The organism is Streptomyces sp. NPDC030809, from assembly GCF_055572195.1.
On sequence record NZ_JBVIDV010000019.1, the window covers coordinates 52,089 to 71,163 of the forward strand.

General features: G+C 74.0%; 21 protein-coding genes. 12 read left to right on the forward strand and 9 right to left on the reverse strand.

Annotated elements, in window-relative coordinates; translation table 11 throughout:
• Nucleotides 1–115 precede the first annotated feature (115 nt).
• Entirely contained in the window at nucleotides 116–1,567 is a 1,452-nt protein-coding gene (locus ACZ407_RS24215; protein ID WP_468131558.1) for a cation:dicarboxylate symporter family transporter, read from the reverse strand.
• Nucleotides 1,568–1,754: 187 nt separating this feature from the next.
• On the opposite strand from ACZ407_RS24215, the gene ACZ407_RS24220 reads away from it, so the two are divergent.
• Together ACZ407_RS24220 and ACZ407_RS24225 are read left to right on the forward strand one after the other, a co-directional pair.
• The gene (locus tag ACZ407_RS24220; protein WP_468131560.1) at nucleotides 1,755–3,353 is read left to right on the forward strand and encodes a sensor histidine kinase; all 1,599 of its coding nucleotides are present in this window, start codon (nucleotides 1,755–1,757) and stop codon (nucleotides 3,351–3,353) included.
• Complete coding sequence (locus ACZ407_RS24225) at nucleotides 3,350–4,042, forward strand: response regulator (RefSeq protein WP_468131562.1); 693 nt, start codon at nucleotides 3,350–3,352, stop codon at nucleotides 4,040–4,042. The genes ACZ407_RS24220 and ACZ407_RS24225 overlap by 4 nt, the downstream gene beginning before the upstream one ends.
• A gap of 6 nt (nucleotides 4,043–4,048) precedes the next feature.
• Here ACZ407_RS24225 and melC2 read toward each other — a convergent pair whose 3' ends face one another.
• Complete coding sequence (gene melC2, locus ACZ407_RS24230; protein ID WP_468131564.1) at nucleotides 4,049–4,876, reverse strand: tyrosinase MelC2; 828 nt, start codon at nucleotides 4,874–4,876, stop codon at nucleotides 4,049–4,051.
• A gap of 17 nt (nucleotides 4,877–4,893) precedes the next feature.
• Nucleotides 4,894–5,316, reverse strand: coding sequence for an apotyrosinase chaperone MelC1 (melC1, locus tag ACZ407_RS24235; protein ID WP_468131566.1), 423 nt, complete (start codon nucleotides 5,314–5,316; stop codon nucleotides 4,894–4,896).
• A gap of 327 nt (nucleotides 5,317–5,643) precedes the next feature.
• On the opposite strand from melC1, the gene ACZ407_RS24240 reads away from it, so the two are divergent.
• Nucleotides 5,644–7,032: a glutamate decarboxylase gene (locus ACZ407_RS24240; RefSeq protein WP_468131568.1), complete on the forward strand. Its 1,389-nt coding sequence runs from the start codon at nucleotides 5,644–5,646 to the stop codon at nucleotides 7,030–7,032.
• Between the two features lie 109 nt (nucleotides 7,033–7,141).
• On the opposite strand, the gene ACZ407_RS24245 is transcribed toward ACZ407_RS24240, so the two are convergent.
• On the reverse strand, nucleotides 7,142–8,758 hold the full coding sequence (locus ACZ407_RS24245) for a phospholipase D-like domain-containing protein (RefSeq protein WP_468131570.1): 1,617 nt from the start codon (nucleotides 8,756–8,758) through the stop codon (nucleotides 7,142–7,144).
• Between the two features lie 191 nt (nucleotides 8,759–8,949).
• On the opposite strand from ACZ407_RS24245, the gene ACZ407_RS24250 reads away from it, so the two are divergent.
• The 6 genes from ACZ407_RS24250 to ACZ407_RS24275 all read left to right on the forward strand — a co-directional run bounded on the left by ACZ407_RS24250 (nucleotide 8,950) and on the right by ACZ407_RS24275 (nucleotide 12,360).
• Nucleotides 8,950–9,810, forward strand: coding sequence for a GNAT family N-acetyltransferase (locus ACZ407_RS24250; RefSeq protein ID WP_468131572.1), 861 nt, complete (start codon nucleotides 8,950–8,952; stop codon nucleotides 9,808–9,810).
• Nucleotides 9,811–9,890: 80 nt separating this feature from the next.
• Nucleotides 9,891–10,271, forward strand: coding sequence for a hypothetical protein (locus tag ACZ407_RS24255; RefSeq protein WP_468131574.1), 381 nt, complete (start codon nucleotides 9,891–9,893; stop codon nucleotides 10,269–10,271).
• A complete protein-coding gene (locus ACZ407_RS24260) occupies nucleotides 10,268–10,537 on the forward strand; it encodes a hypothetical protein (protein ID WP_468131576.1) in 270 nt (89 codons plus the stop codon). The genes ACZ407_RS24255 and ACZ407_RS24260 overlap by 4 nt, the downstream gene beginning before the upstream one ends.
• 57 nt (nucleotides 10,538–10,594) lie before the next feature.
• The gene (locus ACZ407_RS24265; RefSeq protein ID WP_468131578.1) at nucleotides 10,595–10,975 is read left to right on the forward strand and encodes a hypothetical protein; all 381 of its coding nucleotides are present in this window, start codon (nucleotides 10,595–10,597) and stop codon (nucleotides 10,973–10,975) included.
• 25 nt (nucleotides 10,976–11,000) lie between these two features.
• The gene (locus ACZ407_RS24270) at nucleotides 11,001–11,336 is read left to right on the forward strand and encodes a MazG-like family protein (protein WP_468131580.1); all 336 of its coding nucleotides are present in this window, start codon (nucleotides 11,001–11,003) and stop codon (nucleotides 11,334–11,336) included.
• A 76-nt stretch (nucleotides 11,337–11,412) separates the two neighbouring features.
• On the forward strand, nucleotides 11,413–12,360 hold the full coding sequence (locus ACZ407_RS24275; protein ID WP_468131582.1) for an aldo/keto reductase: 948 nt from the start codon (nucleotides 11,413–11,415) through the stop codon (nucleotides 12,358–12,360).
• Nucleotides 12,361–12,469: 109 nt separating this feature from the next.
• Here the strand turns inward: ACZ407_RS24275 and ACZ407_RS24280 are convergent, their stop codons facing one another.
• The gene (locus tag ACZ407_RS24280) at nucleotides 12,470–13,375 is read right to left on the reverse strand and encodes a glycoside hydrolase family 19 protein (protein ID WP_468131584.1); all 906 of its coding nucleotides are present in this window, start codon (nucleotides 13,373–13,375) and stop codon (nucleotides 12,470–12,472) included.
• 255 nt (nucleotides 13,376–13,630) lie between these two features.
• Entirely contained in the window at nucleotides 13,631–14,062 is a 432-nt protein-coding gene (locus tag ACZ407_RS24285) for a subtilase-type protease inhibitor (protein WP_468131586.1), read from the reverse strand.
• Nucleotides 14,063–14,363: 301 nt separating this feature from the next.
• Between ACZ407_RS24285 and ACZ407_RS24290 the strand changes: the two genes are divergently transcribed.
• Nucleotides 14,364–15,800 (forward strand): amidase, encoded by a 1,437-nt coding sequence (locus ACZ407_RS24290; protein ID WP_468131588.1) that lies wholly within the window; start codon nucleotides 14,364–14,366, stop codon nucleotides 15,798–15,800.
• A gap of 12 nt (nucleotides 15,801–15,812) precedes the next feature.
• Here the strand turns inward: ACZ407_RS24290 and ACZ407_RS24295 are convergent, their stop codons facing one another.
• The 3 genes from ACZ407_RS24295 to ACZ407_RS24305 all read right to left on the reverse strand — a co-directional run bounded on the left by ACZ407_RS24295 (nucleotide 15,813) and on the right by ACZ407_RS24305 (nucleotide 18,103).
• Nucleotides 15,813–16,274 (reverse strand): Crp/Fnr family transcriptional regulator, encoded by a 462-nt coding sequence (locus tag ACZ407_RS24295; RefSeq protein ID WP_468131590.1) that lies wholly within the window; start codon nucleotides 16,272–16,274, stop codon nucleotides 15,813–15,815.
• 154 nt (nucleotides 16,275–16,428) lie between these two features.
• Nucleotides 16,429–17,058, reverse strand: a complete 630-nt coding sequence (locus tag ACZ407_RS24300) for an alpha-ketoglutarate-dependent dioxygenase AlkB family protein (RefSeq protein WP_468131592.1) — start codon at nucleotides 17,056–17,058, stop codon at nucleotides 16,429–16,431.
• Nucleotides 17,059–17,275: 217 nt separating this feature from the next.
• Complete coding sequence (locus ACZ407_RS24305; RefSeq protein ID WP_468131594.1) at nucleotides 17,276–18,103, reverse strand: hypothetical protein; 828 nt, start codon at nucleotides 18,101–18,103, stop codon at nucleotides 17,276–17,278.
• A gap of 131 nt (nucleotides 18,104–18,234) precedes the next feature.
• On the opposite strand from ACZ407_RS24305, the gene ACZ407_RS24310 reads away from it, so the two are divergent.
• Nucleotides 18,235–18,870 (forward strand): helix-turn-helix domain-containing protein, encoded by a 636-nt coding sequence (locus tag ACZ407_RS24310; RefSeq protein WP_468131596.1) that lies wholly within the window; start codon nucleotides 18,235–18,237, stop codon nucleotides 18,868–18,870.
• Between the two features lie 37 nt (nucleotides 18,871–18,907).
• Entirely contained in the window at nucleotides 18,908–19,063 is a 156-nt protein-coding gene (locus ACZ407_RS24315) for a DUF6126 family protein (protein ID WP_468131598.1), read from the forward strand.
• Nucleotides 19,064–19,075: the final 12 nt, after the last annotated feature.

The following is a 19,075-nucleotide window of genomic DNA, read 5'->3' on the forward strand; positions in this document are numbered from 1 at the left end:
GACCACCCAGACGCAAGACGGGGGTTGGTCGACGGGAGGAGTGTCTGTTTTGGGGGGTAGGCAGCGTCCCGCCCCCGGGGTGGTCCCCCCCACTCCCGGCGGGCGTGGACCGCGGTCAGCCGACCGGCCGCTGCTCCGGCAGCCCGGCCCGCTCCCCGGCGGTGCCGCCGGCGGCCCCGGTCCCGGCCGCAGCTACGGCCTCGCCGTCGGCCCCGGTCTCCGCCCCGGGCCCGGCCCCGGCCGGGAACCCGTGCCCGTGGTCGTCCACGAGGGTCGCCTCGTCGAAGGGCAGCCGGCCGGCCAGCACCTCGGCGGCCCGCTCCCGGTCGAACTCCTTGGTCCAGGTGCCGATCAGCACGGTGGCCACCGCGTTGCCCGCGAAGTTGGTCAGGGCCCGCGCCTCGCTCATGAACCGGTCGATGCCCACGATCAGGCCCACCCCGTCCACCAGCTCCGGCCGGTGCGACTGGAGCCCGCCCGCCAGCGTGGCCAGACCCGCACCGGTCACGCCCGCCGCGCCCTTCGAGGCCACGATCATGAACAGCAGCAGGGAGATCTGCTCGCCGAGGGCCAGCGGGTTGCCCATGGCCTCGGCGACGAACAGCGAGGCCATCGTCAGGTAGATGGCCGTGCCGTCCAGGTTGAAGGAGTAGCCCGTCGGAACGGTGATGCCGGTGACCGGGCGGGAGACGCCCAGGTGCTCCATCTTCGCGATCAGCCGCGGCAGCGCCGACTCGGACGAGGAGGTGGACAGGATCAGCAGGAACTCCCGCCCCAGGTACTTCAGCAGGGCGAACACGCTGATGCCGGTGCACAGCCGCAGCAGGGTCCCGAGGACCACGAAGACGAAGAGCAGGCAGGCCGTGTAGAAGCCGATCATGATGACGGCCAGGGACTTGAGCGCGGCCGCGCCGGTGGCCCCGACCACCGCGGCGATGGCCCCGAACGCGCCCACCGGCGCCGCCCACATGATCATGGCGAGCACGCGGAACACCAGCTTCTGCACGTGCCCGACCCCGCGCAGCACCGGCTCGCCCGCGGACCCCAGCGCCTGGAGCGCGAACCCGCACAGCAGCGCCACCAGCAGGGTCTGGAGCACCTCGCCCTCGGTGAAGGCGGACACCAGGGTGGTCGGGACGATGCCCAGCAGGAAGTCGGCGGTGGACTCCGCCGCACCGGTCTTCGCCTGCGCGGCCCCGGCCTCGCGTACGGCGTCCGTCAGCTGGAGCCCGCTGCCGGGCTCCAGCAGGTTCCCCACCAGCAGGCCGATGGCGAGGGCCACCGTGGACATCACCAGGAAGTAGCCGAGGGCCAGACCGCCCACGGCGCCGACCTTGGCCGCCTTGCGGACCGAGCCGATGCCCAGCACGATCGTGCAGAAGATCACCGGCGAGATCATCATCTTGATCAGGCCGACGAAACCGGTGCCGAGCGGCTTCAGCTCGACGGCCACCCCGGGCGCGGCGAACCCGGTGGCGATGCCGAGCACGACCGCGGCGATCACCGCGAGGTAGAGGTAGTGGGTTCTGTCCCGGCGGCCGGCGCTGCGCTCCCGGAGTACGGACACGGTGGGCTCCCTGATGGGCGAAGGGGGGACGGGACCCGTCGGGGGAGGAAGGGGGGACGGGTCCCGTCGGACGGGAAGGGACCGGAGCGGTCCCGCCCCCGGAGGGGTCCCGAAGACTGTCCTCCACCCTGTGACCCCGGTCACCCTTGCGTTCATTGAGTTCACCGGGCGGTGCACACTGAGCGTCATGTTCCGCGTCCCCCGCCCGCGCAGCCTGGCCGGCCAGCTCTTCGTGATGCAGGCCGTGCTGGTCGCGGTCGTGGTCGCGGTCTGCGCCCTCTTCGGCTACACCACGGCGCGGGACCAGGCCGTGGAGGCCGCCGAGCGGCAGGCCGGCGCGGTGGCCCGGGCGGTCGCGGACTCGCCCTCGGTCCGGGCGGCCGTCCGCGGCCCCGATCCGTCGGCGGCGCTCCAGCCGTACGCGGAGCGGGTCCGCAGGGACGCCGGGGTGGACTTCGTGACGATCATGGCTCCGTCGGGGGTGCGCTGGACCCATCCCGACCCGCGGCGGATCGGCGAGCGCTTCCTCGGCAACACCGCCCCGGCCCTGCGCGGCCGCACCTTCAGCGAGACGTACACCGGGACCCTCGGCCCCTCCATCCGCGTGGTCACCCCCGTCGTCGACGGCGGCCGGATCACCGCCCTGGTCAGCGCGGGGATCACGGTGCAGTCCGTCAGCGAGCGGCTCGGCCGCCGGCTCGCCGCCCTCGCCTGGGTCGCGGCCGGGGCGCTGGCCCTGGGAGGGCTCGGCACGTACGTGATCAACGCGCGGCTGCGCCGCCACACCCACGGGATGAACGCCGCCGAGCTGAGCCGGATGCACGACTACCACCAGGCCACCCTGCACGCCGTACGCGAAGGGCTGCTCATGCTCGACGGGCGGCGCCGGATCTCGCTCCTCAACGACGGCGCCCGCGCCCTGCTCGGCACCGAGGGGGAGGCGCTCGGGCGCAATCCCGGCGAACTCGGCCTGCCCGCACCGCTGACCGGGGCGCTGCTCGCCGACGGGCCCCGCGTGGACGAGGTGCACCTGACGGCGGACCGGGTCCTGGTGGTGAACACCTCCCCGGTCGCCGGCGGGGGCCGCCGCGGCACCGTCGTCACCCTGCGCGACCACACCGAACTCCAGGCCCTCACCGGGGAGCTGGACCACGAGCGCGGGTTCACCCGGGCACTGCGCTCCCAGGCGCACGAGGCGGCCAACCGCCTGCACACGGTGGTCTCCCTCATCGAACTGGGCCGCACCGAGGAGGCGGTGGAGTTCGCCACCGCCGAGCTGGAGCTCGCCCAGGCCCTCACCGACCAGGTGGTGACGGCGGTCGACGAGCCGGTGCTCGCCGCCCTGCTGCTCGGCAAGGCCGCCCAGGCCCACGAGCGCGGGGTGGAGCTCCTGGTCACCCCGGACAGTGCGCTGCCCGCGGTGCTCCCCGCCCGGGACCTGGTCACGGTCCTCGGAAACCTCATCGACAACGCCGTGGACGCGGTCACCGGAACCCCCGGGGCCCGGGTGGCGGTGACCGCGCGCGGCGGTCCGGACGCCCTGGAGCTGACCGTGGCCGACAACGGGCCGGGGCTGCCCGCCGGGGCCGACGTGTTCGCGCGCGGCTGGTCCGGCAAGGGCCCCGGCCGCGGCCTCGGCCTGGCCCTGGTCCGCCAGACGGCGCACCGCCACGGCGGGACCGTGACGGTGGCCGAACCGGCGGGCGGCGGCGCCGAGTTCACCGTGCGGCTGCCCCTGCCCGGGCAGCCGCCGGCCGTGCCGCGCGCTGCGGAGCGGCCGGTATGACCGCCGCTCCGCCGGTGCGCGTGCTCGTCGTGGAGGACGACCCCGTCGCGGCCGCCGCCCACGCCCTCTACGTCGGGCGGGTGCCCGGGTTCGCCGTCGCCGGCACGGTCCACTCGGTGGCCGAGGCCCGCAGGGCACTGGAGCGGACCCCCGTGGACCTGCTGCTGCTCGACCTGTACCTGCCCGACGGGCACGGGCTGGGCCTGGCCCGCGCCCTGCGTGCCGCCGGGCAGCGGGTGGACGTGATCGCGGTGACCTCGGCGCGCGACCTCGCCGTGGTGCGGGAGAGCGTCTCCCTCGGCGTGGTGCAGTACGTGCTGAAGCCGTTCGCGTTCCCCACCCTGCGCGACCGGCTGCTGCGGTACGCGCAGTTCCGTACGGCCGCCGGGGAGGCGGGCGGTCAGGACGACGTGGACCGCGCCCTCGAAGCCCTGCGGGTACCCCGGCCGGCCGCCCTTCCCAAGGGTCTCAGCGCCCCCACGCTGGACCGGGTGGCGGGGATCCTGCGTACGGCCCCGGACGGGACCACCGCCGCCGCGGCCGCCGAAGCGGCCGGCATCTCGCGGATCACGGCCCGGCGCTACCTGGAGCACCTGGTGGACACGGACCGCGCCGTGCGCACCCCGCGCTACGGCCAGGTGGGCCGCCCCGAGCTGCACTACCGCTGGGTGCCGGGCCCGGGTGCGTGAGCCGGCTCAGGCGGCCGTGTCGAAGGTGTAGAACTTCGTGTGGTCGAGCATGTCCGCCGGGGTGACGTTGTTCCACGGCCGCATGGTGTCGTTCAGGTCGACCACGTTGGCCGTGCCGGCCGCGGGCAGGTAGCCGGACTGCGGGTGCAGCTTCTGCCAGTCGGCCCACAGCTTGTCGATGAAGGCGTGGTGCAGCCAGAACACCGGGTCGTTGGGGGAGACGCCGGTGGCCATCTGCCCGCCGACCCACACGTGCACCCGGTTGTGGAGGTTGACCCCGCGCCAGCCCTCCAGGTTGTTGCGGAACCCGCTGGAGGAGCTGTTCCAGGGCGCGGCGTCGTACACGCTCATGGCGAGCACGCCGTCCACCTCGGCGCGCGTCGGCAGCTGGGCCACGGAGGTGCCGAGCTGGCGGCGCAGGTAATTGCGGCCGTCCACACGGACGTTGATCTCCCACTTGCCGTTGGCGTAGGCGAACGGGCCGTCGATGACCTGGCCGTCGCGGGCGCGCCCGGTGCCGCCGAGGAAGTCGGGGGCCCACAGGGAGGAGCGGGAGGTGCGGTCCGCGGTCCAGTCCCAGTAGGGGAGGGCCACGGAGGAGTCCACGGCCTGGAGGGCCTGCTCGAACTCCAGGAGGAAGCGGCGGTGCCAGGGCAGGAAGGACGGGGAGCGGTGGCCGACCCGGTCGCTGGTGTCGGTGTCCGACATGATGAAGCCGTTGTGCGTGGTGACGAACGCGTCGTACTTGCCGGTGCGCTTGAGTTCGAGCACGGCGTTGACGAAGCGGGCCTTCTCGTCGGCGGTGAGGGCGGCCTGGTTCTTGCGTATGGTCATCGGTGGTCCCCTGTGGTTCAGACGGTCTGGAGCGGTACGAGCACCGCGCCCTGCAGCTCGGTCACGGCGGCGCGGGCCAGCGCCCGCGGGGTCGCGAACGTCTCGTAGTGGTTGACCACGCTGATCCAGCTGCCGTCGGCGTTGCGCATCACGTGGAGCTCGCGGCCGTCGATCTTCACGGCGTACCCCACGCCGTGGTGGCCCCCGTGGCCGGCGTGCGGGTCGGGTGCGCCCTGGATGCGGCGGCCCTGGAACACCTCGTCGAAGGAGGCGGGAGCGGCGGCCGTGCCGTGCCCGGAGTGGTCGGCTCCGTGGGCGGCGGCGTGGCCGGTGTGCGCGGGCTCGCCGGCTGCGGCGGCGCGGGCGGCGGCTGCGGTTCCGAGCGCGGCGAGGGTGCCGGCGCCGGCCATCAGGGCGCGGCGGCGGGTGAGTTGAGACATGACAGTCCTTGTTCGGTCGAATGGTGCGACCGATGACTATCAGTGAGGTTCTGGCCCGGAAAAATGAACAACGGGTGGTTCGCTGCGATCCGGACATCCGGGGATATGTTGCGTGGAAAACCAGTTTGTTGATCTTGTCGCGCCCGTTGACGGCTGTTCATCAAGGGCGGGAAATCCTTCGGTTCTACCGGTGAGTAGCAGTAAAATATCCTGTTCTATGCGCGTCACCGTGGCCACCCTCACAGCGGAAAGGTGGCGGGATCGGTAGCCATGCCGCACGGGGTGAAATGCCCGCTCTTGTCGGGCATGGGGTGATTCACTCGGACGATGGCACTGCACACCACCCGTGGCCCGCGCGGCGAGGGCGCCGACACGGACGTCTTCGCCTCGGCCCTCAGCGAGCACGTCCTGCCGAAGTTCCGGATGCCCGCGCACCCCGCCCCGCCGGGCATCGTCTACTCGATGATCCGCAACGAGCTGCTGCTCGACGGCAATGCGGCACAGAACCTCGCGACCTTCTGCACCACCTGGTCCGAGGACGAGGTGCACCGCCTCATGAACGAGTGCATCGACAAGAACATGATCGACAAGGACGAGTACCCGCAGACCGCCGAGATCGAGGCGCGCTGCGTCAACATCCTGGCCGACCTCTGGCACGCCCCGCACGAGGAGGGCGCCCCCGCCGCGGGCTGCTCCACCACGGGCTCCAGCGAGGCCGCCATGCTCGGCGGCCTCGCCCTCAAGTGGCGGTGGCGCGAGGCCCGCCGGGCTGCCGGACGGCCGGCCGACCGCCCGAACCTGATCTGCGGCCCGGTCCAGGTCTGCTGGGAGAAGTTCGCGCGCTACTTCGACGTGGAGCTGCGCCAGATCCCCCTCGAACCCGGCGCCACCGGGCTGAGGCCGCATCAGATCGCCGCGTACGCCGACGAGAACACGATCGGCGTGGTCGCCATCCTCGGCGTCACCTACACCTGCGACTACGAGCCCGTGGCGGAGATCGCCGCGGCCCTCGACCGGATCCAGGCCGAGCACGGCTGGGACATCCCCATCCACGTCGACGCCGCCAGCGGCGGGTTCGTGGCCCCGTTCCTGCACCCGGACGTGGTCTGGGACTTCCGCCTGGAGCGGGTGGTCTCGGTCAACGCCTCCGGCCACAAGTACGGGCTCGCCCCGCTCGGCGTCGGCTGGGTGGTCTGGCGCTGCGCCGACCGGCTGCCCGAGGACCTCGTCTTCCGGGTCAGCTACCTGGGCGGGGACATGCCCACCTTCGCCCTCAACTTCTCCCGCCCCGGCGGCGAGATCATCGCCCAGTACTACCTGTTCCTGCGGCTCGGCCGGGAGGGGTACCGCCGGGTCCACCAGGCCTGTGCGGACACCGCGGGCCACCTGGCCGGGCTCGTCGCGGACATGGGCCCGTTCACCCTCCTCTACGACGGCCGGGGCGGTCTGCCGGCCGTCTCGTACACCCTCGCCGACCCGGAGGGCGCGGGCTTCAGCCTCTACGACCTCTCCGACCAGCTGCGCCTGCGCGGCTGGCAGGTCCCCTCGTACCCGCTGCCCGCGGACCGGGAGTCCACCGTCGTGCAGCGGATCCTGATCCGCCACGGGGTCAGCCGGGACCAGGCCGTGCTGCTGGCCGGAGACCTGCGGCGCTCGGTGGACCGGCTGACGGGCCCCCAGGCCTCCGCCGCCGCCCGCACCGGCTTCCACCACTGACGGGCGGGGCGGGCCCGGAAACGGCGGGGGCGGACGGCCGCCTCCTGCGCGCCGCCCGCCCCCGCCCGCCTTGCGGGACCGGTTCCGGTTCCGGACCCGGTCCCGGGCGTCAGCCCTGGCAGACCCCCCGCTCGTAGTCGAACGTGGCGGCGTGCCTGGAGTTCTGCCACTGCGGGGCGAGCAGCCCGGAGTCGAGCTGCGCGGCCGCGGCGGGGTTCTCCACGACGTAGCCGAAGTCCTGGAGCCAGGCCGGGTAGAGGTTCTTCGAACCGATGGAGAAGGCCGCGCCGTCCACCGAGATCAGCTTGTGGTGCTGCGCGTACGGGCTGCCGTCCGCCCAGGCGCTCGTGCCGGCGGCGGCCCGGAACGGGGCCAGCTGCAGGTTGGCGCACATGGCGGCGCGGGCCTTGACCGGGTCGCCGGTGAGGCGGCCCAGCCGGTCCCGCAGGGTGTCGCTGATCTCGGACAGGGACTTGATCTGCGAGTAGCCGCCGGCGCTGCCCACGCCTCCCCGGTTGGCCGGGTCGCTGACCACGATGCGGACCTTCACCCCCGCCGCGAGCTTCGCGGCAAGGGTGTCGTACACGCGGACGTCGTAGCGGGGCAGCGGCGGGCAGCTGCCGTTGAGGTCCTGCTGCGAGATCTCGATGTGCCCGGTCGCGCTCGCGAGCAGCGCGCGCAGGGCGCTCTCCTCCGGGTTGACCGTGTCGTAGTCGCGGTCGTTGTTGGTCTTGTCGGGCAGTCCGACGAGCCCGCACCTGGTGTCCGGGGCGGTCGTCAGGACCGGGCGGAACTGCGAGAGCGGGTCCACGCTCCTGATGCCCACGCCCAGGCCCCCCACCGCGATCACGGGGGTGTCGCCCTGTGCGGGGGCGGGCAGGCCCGCGGTCTCCCTCTCCAGGGCGGGCATGCAGTCCCCGCCGTTGGAGGCGGCGAACCAGACGCTCGCGTAGTTGTTCTTGTTGGCACAGGTCCAGCCCCACAGCGTGTCCAGGTAGCGGCCTGCGGAGGCGGCGGCCGGGCCGGACAGGGCCATGTCCACGTCCGTCACCGGGTGGGCGGTGTCGAGGTAGTCGCCCTTCCAGCTGTTGACCCCGCCGGTCACCGCGTACTGGTTGTCGACCACCACCAGCTTGGAGTGGTTCCACGACAGGCTGGTCTTGGACGTGGTCATCGTGGCCACGTTGAAGGTGACGTTCCCGGCGGCGGTCCCCAGCCTGGCGACGAGCTCGTCCCGGTACGCCGAAGGCACGACGTTCATGTGGTACAGCGGTGCCGCGCCCGCCAGGATGCGGACCTTGAGGCGGTTGCCGTCGGCCGCGGAGGCCTTGAGGCCGGCGACGATCGCGTCCTGGAACGCCCCGTCGGGGAACGGCGCCAGCGTGGAGATGTCCACCGTCCGCCGGGCCTTGGCGATGTTCTCGGTGAGCTTGGCGAGCAGCCGTCGGGTGCCCGGGCGGTCCGTGCAGGACGGGTCGCCCCAGCAGCCGGGGGTCGGCAGCAGCCAGCCCTCGGGCTCGGTGGCGGTGCCGTCGAGGCGGTTGCCCGCGGTGCGCTGCCAGACCTGCCCTTCCAGGCCGGGGGAGACCTGGCGGAGGGCCCGCTCCACGGCGTCGAGGTGCGGGGTGCCCGTGTCGGCGGCGGCCGGGAGGGCCGGGAGGAGGGTCAGCGCGAGGGCGGGCGCGAGCGCAGGGAGGAACGAACGGCGGAGCCGGTGGCGGTGCAATGTGCTTCCTTGCCTGAGAGGTGGAACGGGTGGTGCGGTGCGCCGTGCGGGCGCGCGGCCGGCCCCGGAGGAGGCGGCCGACCGGTTCGACGCGCGGAAGTTACCAGTCCGTAGGATGTGTTCGAAGCCGCAAGGGGCGGGAATCGGCCACTCCGCACGCAAGTCGCCTCATTTCTGCTACAACGCGGGGCATGGAACCGCTCAAGAAGTTCGAAATCGCCCCCGCCAGCCACGAGGACATGGGGCTGCTGCGCTCCTGGGCCGACGAGGAGGGCTGGAACCCCGGCGACACCGACACCGCAGCGTTCGCCGTCGCCGACCCCGCCGGATTCCTCATCGGCCGCCTCGACGGCCGCCCCGTCGCCTCGATCTCCGCCGTCCGCTACGGCACCGGGTTCGGCTTCATCGGCTTCTACATCGCCCGCCCCGAGGTGCGCGGCCGCGGCTACGGCATCCAGATGTGGCGCGCCGGGATGGCCCGCCTCGAAGGACGGCTCGTGGGACTGGACGGAGTGGTCGAACAGCAGGACAACTACCGCCTCTCCGGCTTCCGTTCCGCCTGGACCAACTCCCGCTTCGAAGGGCCCGTCCCCCAGGAGGCGCCACCGCTGCCCGAGGGCCTCGCACTCGTCGACGCCGGCACCCTGCCCTTCGACCGGCTGGCCGGATACGACCGCCGCTTCTTCCCCGAGGCCCGCGACGGCTTCCTCGCCGCCTGGACCGGCCTGCCCGGCCGCACCGCGATCGCCGCCGTGCGCCAGGGCCGCATCGAGGGCCTCGGCGTGATCCGCCCGTGCAGCGGGGCCTCCCGCATCGGCCCGCTCTACGCCGACGCACCCGGGACCGCCGCCGCCCTCCTGCACGCCCTCGCCGGCCGCGCCCCGCAGCGCACCGTCGCCGTGGACGTGCCCGACGCCAACCCGGCCGCCGGCGCCCTGCTGTCCGGACTCGGCCTGCAGCCCGCCTTCGAGACCGCCCGGATGTACACCGGCCCGGCGCCGGCGGTGGACCTCACCGGCATCTACGGGGTCACCAGCCTCGAACTGGGCTGATCCCCGAGGGGATTGCCCCCGCCGCAGGACTCGACCCCGCCGGATATCGGCGTACGGTGGAAAGCGAGACGGAGGTCACCATGAGCGCGCAGCCCCCCGGCACCCCGCCCCGCCCGTACGCCGATCCCTACCGGATCCGGGCCGACGAAGGACCCTCGACGATCGCGGAGCTACGCGCCGCCCTCGCCCGGGTCTCCCCCCTGGACCTCGCGGTCTTCAACGCGCGGCTCGACAGTGCCCGGCTGGGCGCCGTGCCCGCCGTGCTGACCGAATACCGGCACGTCCTGGCCCTGCGCACCAGCCCGGAGGTGGCCACCGCCATCGGCGACGCGCTCGACGGCAGCGAGAAGACCATGGGCATGGACGACTTCTTCGCCTCGCTCGACGCCTCGTACGAGTCCGGCTACGACCCCGGCTACGGCGACGGGCCCGGCGGCCGGCAGGGCGAGGGGGGCCGTTGAGCGACTGGAACGTTCTGCTGCCGGAGCGGCTCAACCGCGAGGTCGCCGAACTCACCCCCGGTGAACGCAAAGCCCTCTACCTGGCCCTGAAGCAGCTCGCGGTGGACCCCCGCGCGGGCAGCAGCGCCGAACCGGTCACCGGAGCCGAGCTGCGCCGGGTGCTCAGTGCCCCCGCCGCCGACACCGGCGGGGTGGTCACCGTCCTGTACCGCGTCATCCCCGACACCCGCACCGTGGCCATCATCTGGCTGGTCGCCGGCCCCTGACCCGGCCGATCCGGCAGCGGGCCGTTCCCCCGCGGCCCCGGTGTCGTTGACCCGGGCATGGACGTGTTGCCCGAAGCGGCGGCGCCGGGCGTGGGGGAGCGCGCCGCGGACGCCGCCGAAGCCGCCTGCCACCTGCACGACGCCGCGGGGCCCGGACGCTGGAGCCGGGAGGCGGCCGAGGACGCCCTGGAGGTCATCGAGACCACGGCGCAGGCCCTCGCCACCGCGCACCCGGACGCTCCCGGCGCCCTCGGCCCCGTCTACGCGGCCCTCGCCGGGCTGCGCCACAGCCTCGGCCTGCCGCCCCCCGAACCCGGACTGCCCGGAGGCGCCGGGCCCTTCGCCCCGCGCATGCTCGGCAACCCCCGCCGGTCCCGGCTGCACGGACCGGGCCCCGGACCCTCCGGTGCGCCGGTAGCGTACGTCTCCCGCACCTGATCGTCCGCAGACCGGCAGGAGAGGCATGGACCAGCTCTGGAAGACCATCGGCGCGCTCGCCGACACCTTCGAGGCCAACGGCGCCGAGCTGGGCCTCACGCCGGAGGAGGGCTGGTCGCTCCAGGTGCTCAAGCTGGGCGAGGAGTTCGGCGAGGCCGCCCAGGCCGTCATCGGGGCCCGCGGCACCAACCCCCGCAAGGGCCGCTCGCACAGCTGGGAGGACGTCCACTCCGAGGTCGCCGACGTGGCCATCACGGCCCTGGTGGCCCTCGCCCGGATGCGGCCGGACGCCCCCCGCTACCTGGCCGAGCAGCTCACCATCAAGGCTGGACGCTTCCTCGACCCGGGGGTGACCGGCTGACCGGTGCGCCGTGCGAGGCTGGGCGCGTACGGAATTCGACCACTGGGCACCGACAACGAACGGAGCCGTCCCACCCATGCGCTACGCATCTCTCGGCAACTCCGGACTGCACGTCTCGGCCGTAGGCCTCGGCTGCAACAACTTCGGCTGGCGGCTGGACGCCCGCGCCACCGCGGAGGTCGTGGACGCGGCCCTCGACGCGGGCATCACCTTCTTCGACGGGGCCGACATCTACGGCAACCCGCGCGGCAGCTCCGAGGAGTTCCTCGGCCGGGCGCTCAAGGGGCGCCGGGACGAGGTCGTGCTCGCCACCAAGTTCGGCTACGACTCCGCCGACATGGGCTACGGTCCGGCCGCCGGGGCGAAGGGCGGCCGCGCGTACATACGCCGGGCCGTCGAGGCATCGCTGCGCCGCCTGGACACCGACCGCATCGACCTGCTGCAGCTGCACAGCTACGACCCGGCGACCCCGCTCGCCGAGACCCTGGCCGCGCTCTCCGAGCTGGTCGCCGAGGGCAAGGTCCGCTACATCGGGCACTCCAACTTCAGCGGCTGGCAGCTCGCCGAGGCCGCCCACACCGCCCGCGAGACGGGGGCCGTCCCCTTCGTCTCCGCGCAGAACGAGTGGTCCCTGCTCGACCGCGGCGCGGAGGCCGAACTCCTGCCCGCCGCGCGGAACTACGGGGTCGGCGTGCTGCCGTACTACCCCCTCGCCAACGGCCTGCTGACCGGCAAGATCCGGCGCGGCGCCCCGGTGCCGGCGAACTCCCGGCTCGCGGACGACGACGAGGCGGGCTACATCGAGGACCGCATCGACCGGGTCGAGGCCCTCGCCGCGGTCGCCGAGAAGAGCGGCCGCTCCCTGCTGGAGCTGGCGATCGGCTGGCTCCTCGCCCAGCCCGGCTGCGCCTCGGTCATCTCCGGCGCCACCTCGCCCGAGCAGGTCCGCGCCAACGCCGCGGCCGCGGACGTGGTCCTCGACGAGGAGCTGCTGGCGGCCGTCGAGGCCGCCTCCCCGCGCTGAGCCGTGCGCCCGGGGCCCCGGTTGCGGGCCGCGGGCCGCGGGCTGCGGGCTCCGGTGCAGCGGACCCGCCGCACCGGAGCCCGCGCCCTTCGCGGCCGGGGCGTCCCGGTCAGCAGCTCAGGTTGGCCCCGGGGGCCACGCCGAGCAGCTGGGTGAAGCGCTTGTAGCTGTCGATGCGGCTCTGCACCTGGGCCGGGTTGCCGCCGTTGCACTCCAGGGAGCCGTTGATCGAGCGGATGGTCTCCCCGAACCCGGCGCCGTTGACCATCGCGGCGTGCGGGGTCATCGTGCCCGGCCCGTTCTGGGTGTTCCAGTACCAGAGGGCGGTCTTCCAGGCCACCGCGGAGTCCCGCTCGACGAGGTACGGGTCGGCCAGCAGGTTGATCCCGAGCGCGTCGCCCGCCGCCTTGTAGTTGAAGTTCCAGCTGAGCTGGATGGGCCCGCGGCCGTAGTACGCGGCCCGGCCGGCGGGACAGCCGTAGGACTGCGTGGTGTCGCAGTAGTGCGGGTAGTTGGCGGTGTTCTGCTCCACCACGTGCACCAGCCCGCCGGTCTCGTGCGACACGTTGGCGAGGAAGGCGGCCGCCTCCTGGCGCCGGACCGTGTCGCTGCCGGTGCCGGCGAAGCCGGGGTAGGCGGACAGGGCCGCGGTGAGTCCCGCGTAGGTGTAGAAGGAACTGCGGTTCGGGAACATCTGGTGGAACACGCTCTCGCTGACCACGAATCCGGAGGGCTGCGGGTCCGGGTCGGGAGTGCTGCCGCAGCTTCCCTGGTCGGCCCACACCCCCCAGGGGCCGGTGGTGCCGGGGGTCTCGCCCTGGGTCCACCACTTGGCCTGCCAGTTGCGGCCGGAGTGCGAGACGGTGGCGCCTCCGGTGTAGACGGAGGACGCCGACCACGCGCCGGCGCAGGCGGCCGCGGCGGCGGGGGACGCGGGGAGCGCGAGGAAGAGCGCAGCCGTGGTGGCGGCGGTGGCCAGCAGGGCGACGGTGCGGTGACGGGGCGCACGGTTCACGGAACTGCTCCTGGGGTGGGGGGAGTTGCCGCCGGAGCCGACGGCCTGCCGCCACTGAAGCGAAATGGTCTGGACCTGTCAAGGTCTAGACCAAGAAGGGTCCGGGTCGGGCCCCGTGGGAAAGCCGAGGGCCGGCCGGGCGCAGTGCCCGGCCGGCCCTCTCGCACCCGGTCCGCGGTCGGCGTGCGGATCCGGTGCGTGGATGCGGTGCAGGGAGGCGGTGCAGGGATCCGGTCGCGGATCCCGTGGTGCGGCTCAGAAGTTGAAGACGGTGCCCTTGCCGTGGCGCATGGTGCACGGGTTCCCGAAGGTGTGGGTGTAGGAGAAGCGCTTCCCCTGCCACACGCCGTCCGCCGTCACCGTGTACGGGTTCCACTCCCGGGTGCAGGCGGCCCCCGTGCCGCCGGTGGTGACGAAGTCCAGCTCGGCCCCGGTCTCGTCGAGCTCGGCGCAGGCCCCGGCCGGGTCCGGGTGCGTGCCGCTCGGGGCGGGGGCGCAGGTGAGGGTCACTGCACGCAGGACCGAGGTCCCGTCCTCCGGTGCGCCCGGGGAGACGGTGAGCACCAGCGCCGAGGGCGCGTACAGGCTCTCCGCTCCGCTGGGCGCGGCGCCCGCCGAGCCGGGGACCGCGGCCAGGGCGAGTGCGGCGGCCGCCGCGATGCCGAGACCCCGGGTGATGATCCGCATGTCGAACACTCCTGTCTGTGGACTTCGGTTATCGGACGCGAGTCTTGCCTACGCTCCTTCGGGTCGCCCACCCGAACCGTGAATTCCCGTCACTCAAGGTGAAGCCATAGGCGCAGATCGTGGCAGGTCGCACCGCGCTGACCAGTGCCGCTTCACAGAAGGGAATCGTCCGAAGACCATCGCCGTCCGGCGCCGGGCCCGATCCCGTCCCCGCTCAACGGCCCAGTGGCCTCTGGTGGGTTACCTGGGGCTACTGCCAGGATCGGCCGTACCCACCGGGCGAGCGAAAGGGCACGCGGACATGGCCGAGCTGCACGATCTCACCGCACTGGAGCAGGGAGAGGCGATCAAGGCGGGCACGGTCTCGCCCGCGGAGCTGACCGAGCACTACCTCGGCCGCATCGAGCGGCACGACGCCACCCTCGGCGCCTTCCTGACCGTCACCCCCGAACTCGCCCGCGAGCAGGCGGCGCAGGCCGGCCGGGAGGCGCTCGCGGCCCGCCGGGAAGGGCGCGCGCTGGACCCGCTGCACGGGGTCCCGGTGCCGGTGAAGGACCTCAACCTCGTGGCCGGGGTGCGCTGCACCCTCGGCTCGCAGGCGTACGCGGACCACGTGGCGGACCGCGACGACCACGTGGTCGTGAAGCTGCGCGCGGCCGGAACCGTCATGCTGGGCAAGACCAACACCCCCGAGTTCGGGCTGCCCTGCTACACCGAGAACACCCTGGCGCCGCCCGCCCGCACCCCCTGGGACCTGGGCCGCTCGGCGGGCGGCTCCTCCGGCGGGGCCGCGGCCGCGGTGGCCGGCGGCCTGGCCCCGGTCGCCCACGCCTCCGACGGCGGCGGCTCCATCCGCATCCCGGCCTCGGTGTGCGGCCTGTTCGGCATCAAGCCGAGCCGCGGCCGGGTGGCGGGCGGTCCGGTCATGCACGACGTGACGGGACTGTCCACCCAGGGCCCGCTGGCCCGCACCGTGGCGGACGCGGCCGCCCTGCTCGACGTGATGGCGGGCCCCGCGACCGCCGTGGACCCCTATGCGGCGCCCTCCCTGCCGCCCGGCGACACCTTCCTCGCCGCCGCCCGCCGGGAGCCGGGGACGCTGCGCATCGTGGCGCTGCCGGAGCCGCCCGTGCCCGGGGTCGCCCTGCACCCCGAGTGCCGGACCGCCTTCGACGGCGCCGCGGCCCTGCTGCGCGGGCTGGGGCACCACGTGGACGAGCTGGAGCTGCCGGCCGACGAGCAGCTGCTCGACTCCTTCACCCGGGTATGGCAGGTCATGGCGACGCTGATGCCGGTCGCCCCCGTGGACGAGAAGCTCCTGATGCCGCTCACCCGCCACCTGCGCGAGGCCGGCGGCCGGGTCGGGGCCACCGAGTTCTCCGGCGCCCTGTACGCCTTCCGGACCCTGGGCGATCTGGTCTCCGACGCGCTGCTGAGCACGTACGACGTGATCCTCACGCCGACGCTGGCCCAACTGCCGGCGCTGGTCGGGGAGCTGCGCAACGACGAGGACCCGGCCGCGGAGTTCGCGGGGCTGGCGGCCTTCACCCCGTACACCGCGCTCTACAACGCCACCGGCCAGCCGGCCGTCAGCGTCCCGCTGCACTGGACGGACGAGGAGCTGCCGGTCGGGATCATGCTCGGCGGCCGCTACGGGGACGAGAGCACGCTGATCTCGCTGTCCGCCCAGCTGGAGGCGGCCCGGCCGTGGGCGGCCCGGCGGCCCGCCCTGTGGTGAGGCCGGGAGGCCTCAGCCGGACCGGCTGAGGTGCGGGGCGTACAGGTCGATGAGCCGGGTCCTGGTCTGGTGCAGCCGCTGGGCCAGGATCCGGCCGACCCAGTGCCCGAGTGCCGATCCGAAGGCCGGATCGGCGTCCATCTGCATCCGCACCGCGGTCGCGTCGAACTCGTACGCCCGCACCGGGGTCATCGCCTCGGCGGTCAACTGCCATATGTACGGCGGGAAGAGCCAGGACCAGCCGATGAGCTCGCCCGGTCCCAGGCTCTCGATCTCGGCCGGGCGTCGCCCGGGCACCGGTATCTCCAGCGTGACCGTGCCGGAGCGCACGATCCAGAAGGCCTCCGCCCGGGCGCCCTCGGCGAAGATGCGGTCGCCCTCGGCGAAGCGGACCTCGCGGGCGAGCGACATCAGACGGCCGCGGTGTTCTGCGGACAGCACGGCGGCGATGCGGGTGGGAGAAGGTGTGCTCACGGCGGCCTCCGGTCTCGTACCCCCCGCACCCAGTGTGGCCCGGCAGGGGCCGGGTCGGCCATGCCCGGCCGGGAACCCGCCGGAACCCGTCGGGACCTGCCGGAAGCCGCCGGGACCTGCCGGAAGCGCCCCGGGGCGGCGGGCGGGCCCGGGCTCAGGAGACCCCGCGGGTCCGGAACTGGATGCTGATCCGGGGCCCGACCGCCCGGGCGGACTTCGGCACCGCGTGCTCCCAGGTGCGCTGGCAGGAGCCGCCCATCACCACCAGGTCCCCGTGGCCCAGCGGCAGGCGCAGGGCCGCGGCGCCGCCCCCGCGGGGCCGCAGGGCCAGGTCGCGGGGGTCGCCCACGGACAGGATCGCGATCATGGTGTCCTCGCGGGACGAGCGGCCGTTGCGGTCGCCGTGCCAGGCCACGCTGTCCCTGCCGTCGCGGTAGAAGCACAGGCCGGCGGTGACGAAGGGCTCGCCCAGCTCGGCCGCGTAGTGCCGGGAGAGCTCCTCCCGGGCCTGTGTGAGCACCGGGTGCGGCAGCGCGTCCCCGGCCCCGTAGAAGGCGAGCAGCCGGGGCACGTCCACCTCGCGCTCGTACATCCGCCGCCGCTCGGCCCGCCAGGGCACACCCGCGGCCAGCTCCTCGAACAGTGCGTCGGCCCCGCTCAGCCAGCCGGGGAGCAGGTCGATCCACGCGCCGTCGCCGAGCTCGGTGCGGACCAGCCCGGCGAGGGGGCCGAGGCGGATCTCGTCGTCCTGGTCGAAGAGGGAGCCCTGGAGGGATGCGTGCATGGGCCCATCGTACGCCGCCGTCCGAACGTGTGCTCGAATTGGAGGGCCGGGCGGGGCGGCAGCGGATTCGCCGGATTCGCGGTCGTACAGATGGCGGCCGCGCGAAGGGGGGTCGAAGTCTCCGGGAACGGGCGGGGTCGCCGGCCGTCCGGCCGGGGCGACCGGTTCCGGCCGGATCGCGGCCGGAATGCGACCGCCCGGCCGTGCCGGTCCGCCGTCAGTTGAGGCCGATGACCCAGACCTCGTTGCGGGGCACCCCGAGGGCCTCTCCCACCGTCTGCGGGGACACCCGGTCCCCGGGGGCCGGCGGCCGCACCCGCACCGGGGCGTCGTACGCCGTGAAGTCCTGGCGGCCGCCGTCCGGGTCCGTGACGCGCACGGGATAGGGCTTGCCGTCCAGGGCCACGTACACGGTCCCCATCGGCTCGGAACCCGACGCGATGTCGACCGGGACGGCGCGCACCCCGGCCACCGTGGTCGCGGCGCGCTTGGTGTACGTGGCCTGCGAGCCGTAGCGCAGCTGCTGGTTGCGGAACATCTGGAGGGCCTGGCAGGGGGCCGCGACGACGTTGAAGGCCGCGCCGCCGTTCAGCGCGATCGGCTCGGCGAGGTAGGTGCCGGCGTACCGCTGCGCGGCCGCTGCCGTGCCGGGCGCCTCGTGGCCGTGCCCGAGGAGCGCCGCGTCGGCCTTCGCCCAGACCACGCCCTGCGCGGTGCCCGCCTCCGCCGTGCCGCCGCTGCCGTAGTCGGTGCGGGCCAGGCAGTTGCCCCGGCGGTCGGTCTGCACGGTCAGTTGCGGGCGGTCGCGGGAGGCGGGGCGTCCCGCTGTGGTCACCGTGACGGAGGAGGCCCGCCCGTACGCGGCGAAGGACGCCTCGACCAGGGCCTTGCCGTCGAGCGCGGCCGCGCCCGAGGGGGTGCCGGAGGGGGTGGCCGCCGGGGCCGTGGTGCCCGAGGCCGGGGCGGTGGACCCGGAGGGCCCGCCGCAGGAGGTGAGCGCCAGGGCGGCGGCGGGGACGAGTGCGCAGATCCATCGCTTTCGCATGGCCTGAAACCTACCTGCCGGGACCGTCCGCACCGCACCGCCAGACCGCGGGGGAGGGCGGCCCGCACCGCCGCTTTGCCTCCGGGGCAAAGGAGCTTGCCACTCGGGCAAGGCTCTGGCTGAATCGGGTCATGAACACCGACCCCGAGTCCGGCACCGGAACGGCATCCGGCCAGGATGCCGACGGGCTTCCCGCGGTGGCCCCGCAGCTGCGCGAACTGCGCCGCCGCACCGGGCTGACCCTGGAGGCCGCGGCCGCCCGGGCCCGGCTCTCCCCGGCGCACCTGTCGCGCCTGGAGACCGGCCGCCGCCAGCCCTCGCTGCCGATGCTGCTCGGTCTCGCCCGCGCCTACGGTACGACGGTATCCGAACTGCTGGGCGAAACGCTTCCGGCCGCGGATCCCGTCGTCCGCGGCGGCGGGGCGGGCGCCCGGGAGGCCGACGGCTGGACCTACTGGCAGGCCGGCGGCTCCGGCCGCGGCATGCAGGCGCTGCGCGTGCACGTCCCGTACGGCCGCAGCCAGGGGGAGCTGGTCCGCGTCCACCCGGGCGAGGAGTGGCTGTACGTGCTCAAGGGCGGGCTGCGGCTGCACCTCGGGGACACCGAGTACCGGCTGGAGCCGGGGGACAGCGCCCACTTCGACTCGCTCACCCCGCACCGCATCGCCGCCGTCACCGGCGGCGGGGCCGAGCTGCTGTTCGTCCACACCCTGCTGCAGAGCACCGTCGCCGGGCTGTGCCTGGGCGACGGCGCCCCGCGCCGCTGACACCGCGCCACCGCGCGCCCGTTCCGAGGGGACCACCATGCCGCAAGACCAGCCGACCGAGACCGTCCGCGACCGCATCGAGTCGAAGTTCCCCCGGGGACTCCTGATCCGGCTGGTCGCCTACCTCTTCCTCGGCCACCTGTTCGCCTTCTTCCTCTACCTGCTCTTCGCCCTGGGGGACTCGGGGCAGTGAGGCGGCCGCGGG